This window comes from Streptomyces sp. SID3212 (assembly GCF_009865405.1).
Lineage (GTDB): Bacteria > Actinomycetota > Actinomycetes > Streptomycetales > Streptomycetaceae > Streptomyces.
The window spans coordinates 1-5,226 of sequence record NZ_WWJY01001053.1 but is presented as its reverse complement, the minus strand read 5'-3'; the positions used below and the strand labels follow the sequence as shown (position 1 = coordinate 5,226).

Annotated in this window: 4 protein-coding genes; 1 reads left to right on the top strand and 3 read right to left on the bottom strand. The window is 72.6% G+C overall.

Annotated features, from left to right (window positions below; translation table 11 throughout):
* The 3 genes from GT042_RS31480 to GT042_RS31470 form a co-directional block, all read right to left on the bottom strand.
* The coding region (locus GT042_RS31480) for a SpoIIE family protein phosphatase (protein ID WP_345943993.1) at positions 1–901 on the bottom strand (901 nt) is incomplete at its 3' end.
* Between the two features lie 409 nt (positions 902–1,310).
* On the bottom strand, positions 1,311–2,435 hold the full coding sequence (locus GT042_RS31475; RefSeq protein WP_345943992.1) for an NlpC/P60 family protein: 1,125 nt from the start codon (positions 2,433–2,435) through the stop codon (positions 1,311–1,313).
* A gap of 258 nt (positions 2,436–2,693) precedes the next feature.
* Entirely contained in the window at positions 2,694–3,467 is a 774-nt protein-coding gene (locus GT042_RS31470) for a class I SAM-dependent methyltransferase (protein ID WP_237531388.1), read from the bottom strand.
* Between the two features lie 373 nt (positions 3,468–3,840).
* Between GT042_RS31470 and mshA the strand changes: the two genes are divergently transcribed.
* Positions 3,841–5,184 carry a D-inositol-3-phosphate glycosyltransferase gene (mshA, locus tag GT042_RS31465; protein WP_161312096.1) on the top strand — a complete coding sequence of 448 codons (1,344 nt, stop codon included), beginning with the start codon at positions 3,841–3,843 and terminating at the stop codon, positions 5,182–5,184.
* The last annotated feature ends 42 nt before the right edge of the window (positions 5,185–5,226 follow it).

The window sequence follows — 5,226 nt, the reverse complement described above, 5'->3', positions numbered from 1 at the left end:
CCGCCCCGGCCCGCCGGACCAGCGGTGACGGGTGCCCGGCCAGGCACAGCCCGGCCCGCCGGCCGTCCGGCGCGATGTCCACCGTGCAGAGCGTCGCGAAGATCTCCTCGCTCTCCCGCTCGTGCTCCAGCACCTGCTGGAGCGTCGAGAGCAGCCGGTCCCCGCTGAGCCCCGCCAGCGTCAGCGCCCGCCACGCGATCCGCAGCTCCACGCCCAGCGCCGCCTCGTCCGGGCCGTGCCCGCACACGTCGCCGATCATCGCGTGGACGGTGCCGTCCGGCGTACGGACCGTGTCGTAGAAGTCCCCGCCCAGCAGCGCCCGCGATCTGCCGGGCCGGTAGTGGGCCGCGAAGCGCAGGTCGGAACCCTGGAGCAAGGGGGTGGGGAGCAGTCCGCGCTCCAGCCGGGCGTTCTCCTGCGCACGCAGCCGCGATTCGGTGAGCTGGCGCTGCGCGATGTCGGCGCGCTTGCGTTCGACCGCGTACCGGATCGCGCGGCTCAGCAGCCGCCCGTCCAGTTCGTCGCGGAAGAGGAAGTCCTGCGCCCCGACCCGTACGGCCGCCGCCGCCCGCTCGCCGTCGCCCTCCGCCGCCAGCGCCAGTACGGCGTGGCGGGGAGCCAGCCGCAGGACGTGCTTGAGCAGGGCCAGGTCGTCGCTGTCGTCCGTACCGGGCAGCGCGAGGTCCACGAGGATGCAGTGGATGTCGTCCGTGAGCAGCCGCTCGGCCTCGGTGAGGTTGCGGGCGGTACGGACCCGGACCCGGACGCCCGCGCCCCCGGGGTGCTCGGGGGCGGTGAAGGTACGCCGCGGGTCGTCCTCGATCACCAGCAGCACCAGGTCGCCGCTCTTGGCGGTCTCGGTGGCCGGATACCGACGCTCCTCGGGGCGCGCCGAGGGAATCACCGTCGGACTCGCCGCCGGTGTGGTGGCGGTCGCCGGGACGATCGGCGAACTCGTGCGCTGCCTCGGTACGGGAGCGGGTACGGACATCGTTCTTGGTTTCCTTCCCTCCCCCCGAGGGCGGCGGAGGACGATCTGCGCTCCACCAGACGGGGACCATAGCGGTAGCGGGCACCTAAACGGAATGGTGTGCGAAGGAAGAGCCACCGTCATATGCCGTTGGCGGTCACGCATCCGGCGGGTTTCGGCATATCCGGTCATGACAAACATCACGTACGGGTGGGAGGTTAGGCCTCCCCGCCGTGGCTCGCGTCACATCACATACAAGCCATGCATGGACCGCACAGCCGCACCACCCGCGTACTACTTGTCCGGACATACGGCTGCTACTTGTACGGACCCACGATTCCTACTTGTCCGGCCGTACGACCCCGAGGATCCGCATCGTGCCCGCCCCCGCCAGCGTCACGTTCCGCCCCGGCCGCGGCGCGTGCACGATCGTGCCGTCGCCCACGTACATCCCCACGTGGCTCGCGTCCTCGAAGTAGATGATCAGATCGCCGGGCCGCATGTCCGCGACCGGGACCCTCGGCAGCTGCCGCCACTGCTCCTGCGACGTACGGGGGATGGTCCGCCCGGCCGCCGACCACGCCTCCGAGGTCAGCCCCGAGCAGTCGTACGAGGACGGCCCCTCGGCCCCCCACACGTACGGCTTCCCGATCTGCGCCGTCGCGAACGCGATCGCCTGCTTGCCCTGGGCGCTCGCCCCGCGGTTGATGTCCTTGAGCGCCCCGGACCCGAGCCACGCCGACTGCGCCTTGAGCGCCGCTTCGTCCTGGAGCCTCGCCAGCCGCGCGAGGTCTTCCTTCTCCAGGCCGGCCTCTATCTTCTCGGCCGCGGCGATCTGTTTGGTGATCTCCTCCTTGGCCTTCTCTTTCTTGGCCCGGCTGACCTCCAGCTTCGCCCACTCCGTACCGGCGTCCTGCGCGTACGTCTTCAAGTCCTCCTGCGCCCGCGTCAGTTCGGCGATCAGGCGGTGCGTGGCGCGCTGGCTCTCCTGGAACCGCCCCACCCCGTCCAGGAAGAGACCGGGGTCGTCGGTGAGCACCAACTGCGCCTCGGGCGGCAGCCCGCCGCCCCGGTACTGCGCCCGCGCGGCGGCCCCCGCGCTCTTGTTCAGCTCGTCGATACGGGCCTGGCCCCGGACGAGGTCCCGCGTCAGCGTCGACACCTCCGCCGACAGCCTCTGGTACTGCTCGTCGGCGAGGTTGTACGCGTCGGTCGCGGACGCGGCCTTCTCGTAGAGGGCGTCCAGCTCGATCCGTACGTCGTCCAGCGACTTCTTGCCGGGGGTGCCCGACTGCCCGGCCCCCGGGGGGAGTTCGACGGGCGGCGGCGGTACGGCCGACGGGGAGAGCGAGGGAGCGGGCGGCGCGGGAGCCGCGTACGCGCCGCTCATCGCCTGGGGCGACGCCAGCGCGGCGAGCGCGCAGACCAGCGTGATCGCGGCGGCGGCACTGCGTCGTCGGCCCACGAACTCCCCCACATCATCGGCGAACAGCAACTCTGAACAGCAACTCTGATCAGCAACTCCGAAGAGCATCGGCGAACAGCGCGGGCGTACGGCATCCGCGAGATGTCGTACGGCTGAACACCGCGCCGAGCACCGAACTGACGCGCCCCTGCCCAGCCCTTCACGTACCGTCGGGAATCGTGTCACGCCCCCGGTCAAAACGACAGGGGCGACGGGGCCGTTGACTCCTCACCGAGCCTCATCGGGCCTCGCCGGGCCTCACCGGCCCCCACCCGGCGCCAGCGCCGCCCACTCCACCGTCACCTCTCCCTGCCGCCACCGCCGCGCGTCGGACCCCACCGGCCAGTCGGCCGACAGATCCCGTACCGCCCTGACCCACCGCTGCCGCGCGCCGAACGAGGCGTACGGCGCCGCCGCCGCCCACGCCCGGTCGAAGTCCCGCAGGAACGCGTGGACCGGTTCGCCCGGGACATTGCGATGGATCAGCGCCTTCGGCAGCCGCTCCGCCAGGTCGGAAGGCCGCCCCAGCGAGCCGAGCCGCGTCGCGAAGGTGACCGTACGCGGCCCCTCGGGCCCGAGCGCGACCCACACGTGCCGCCGGCCGATCTCGTCGCACGTCCCCTCCACCAGCAGCCCGTCCGGCGCCAGGCGCGCACACAACCGCGCCCAGACCGCGGCGACCTCGCCCTCCTCGTACTGCCGCAGGACATTGGCGGCCCGGACGAGCACCGGCCGCCGGTCCGCCGGCAGCGCTGTCCCGACGCCTCGCGGCCTCGTCTCCGAGCCCGGCAGCGGTATCTCGAAGCCGCCGTGCCGGAAGCGCAGCCCGTCCTCCTCGTAAGGCACCGCCGCCGCGACCCGCGCCGGGTCGATCTCGATCCCGACGACCTCGGTACGCGGCTCCGCCGCTCGCAGCCGCCGCAGCAGCTCGACGGCCGTCCAGGGCGCCGCCCCGTACCCCAGGTCCACCACCACGGGATCGGGCGAGCGCCGCAGGGCAGGACCGTGCACGGCGGCGATCCAGCGGTCCATGCGCCGCAGCCGGTTCTGGTGGGTGGTGCCGCGTGTGACCGTGCCCACAGGGCGTGTGACCGTGCCCACAGGGCGGGGAACGGACGAGGAAGAGGCAGAGAAGGAGGAGGCGGAGAAGGAGGGAGAGGAAGAAGAAGGGGTGGAGCGCACGGCCATGGAAAGGAGCGTAACGAAGGCCGGAGGCACCCCGGGATGCCTCCCAGCACCCCGGGATTCGTCCCAGGGTTCAGCGCCCCCTGGCAACGATTTGGCAAAGAGGGAAATGCAAGGACGTATTCCGCTGTTGTCCGGGGTCGGAGGGTGCCGCACGCCCTCTCTTTGCTGTGCCCGAGCTGTGCCCCGAGCGTGTGCCCTGAGCGAGAGGACCGTAGACGTGAGCCAGTCCGTCTCCCGCATCGCCGGCATGATGGCGTCCCCACCCCGACCGCGCGTTCCCGGTCAGTCGCGCAGGCCCCGGCGCATCGCCATGCTGAGCGTCCACACCTCCCCGCTGCACCAGCCGGGGACGGGCGACGCGGGCGGCATGAACGTCTACATCGTCGAGCTGGCGAAGCGCCTGGCCACCCTCGACATCGAGGTGGAGATCTTCACGCGCGCCACGACCGGCGCCCTGCCGCCCGCCGTGGAGCTGGCGCCCGGCGTGCTCGTACGGCACGTGGACGCGGGCCCCTACGAGGGCCTGGCCAAGGAGGAACTGCCCGCGCAGCTCTGCGCCTTCACCCACGGCGTGATGCAGGCCTGGGCCGGCCAGCGCCCCGGCTACTACGACCTGGTCCACTCCCACTACTGGTTGTCGGGGCACGTCGGCTGGCTCGCCTCCGAACGCTGGGGCGTCCCCCTCGTCCACGCCATGCACACCATGGCCAAGGTCAAGAACGCCGCCCTCGCGGAGGGCGACACACCCGAGCCCGCGGCCCGGGTGATCGGCGAGACGCAGATCGTGCGCGCCGCCGACCGGCTGATCGCCAACACGCAGGAGGAGGCCGACGACCTCGTCCGCTTCTACGACGCGGACCCCGCGAAGGCCGCCGTCGTCCACCCCGGCGTGAATCTCGACTGTTTCTCGCCCGCCGACGGCCGCGCCGCCGCCCGCGCCCGCCTCGGGCTGCCGCAGGACGCGTTCATCCCGCTCTTCGCCGGCCGCATCCAGCCGCTCAAGGCCCCCGACGTGCTGTTGCGCGCCGTCGCCGTCCTCCTGGACGAGGACCCCTCCCTCCGTACGCGACTGGTCGTACCGGTCGTCGGCGGACCCAGCGGTACGGGCCTGGCCAAGCCGGAGGGCCTCCAGAAGCTCGCCGCGCGCCTCGGGATCGCCGACGTGGTGCGGTTCCGGCCGCCGGTCGGGCAGGAGCAGCTGGCGGACTGGTTCCGTGCGGCGTCCGTGCTGGTCATGCCCTCGTACAGCGAATCCTTCGGCCTGGTGGCCATAGAGGCCCAGGCGGCGGGCACCCCCGTGGTGGCGGCGGCCGTGGGCGGTCTTCCGGTGGCGGTACGGGACGGGTCGACCGGCTTCCTCGTACCCGGGCACGATCCGGCGGCGTACGCGCGTGTGCTGCGCGAATTCCTGGACCACCCGCGGCTGGTGGACCGGATGGGCGCGGCGGCGACCCGGCACGCGCAGTGCTTCGGCTGGGACACGGCGGCGTCGGCGACGGCGGAGGTCTACACGGCGGCGGTGGCGAGCCACCGGCGGCGGGGGCACGCGCATCACGGCTGAACCCCTTCCCGGGATCCGGGGGTCGCCCGCGTCCGGGGGGCC

Excerpts from the sequence above, each read along its gene's own strand:
- GT042_RS31470 (WP_237531388.1), bottom strand. The coding sequence starts at position 3,467 with ATGGACCGCTGGATCGCCGCCGTGCACGGTCCTGCCCTGCGGCGCTCG.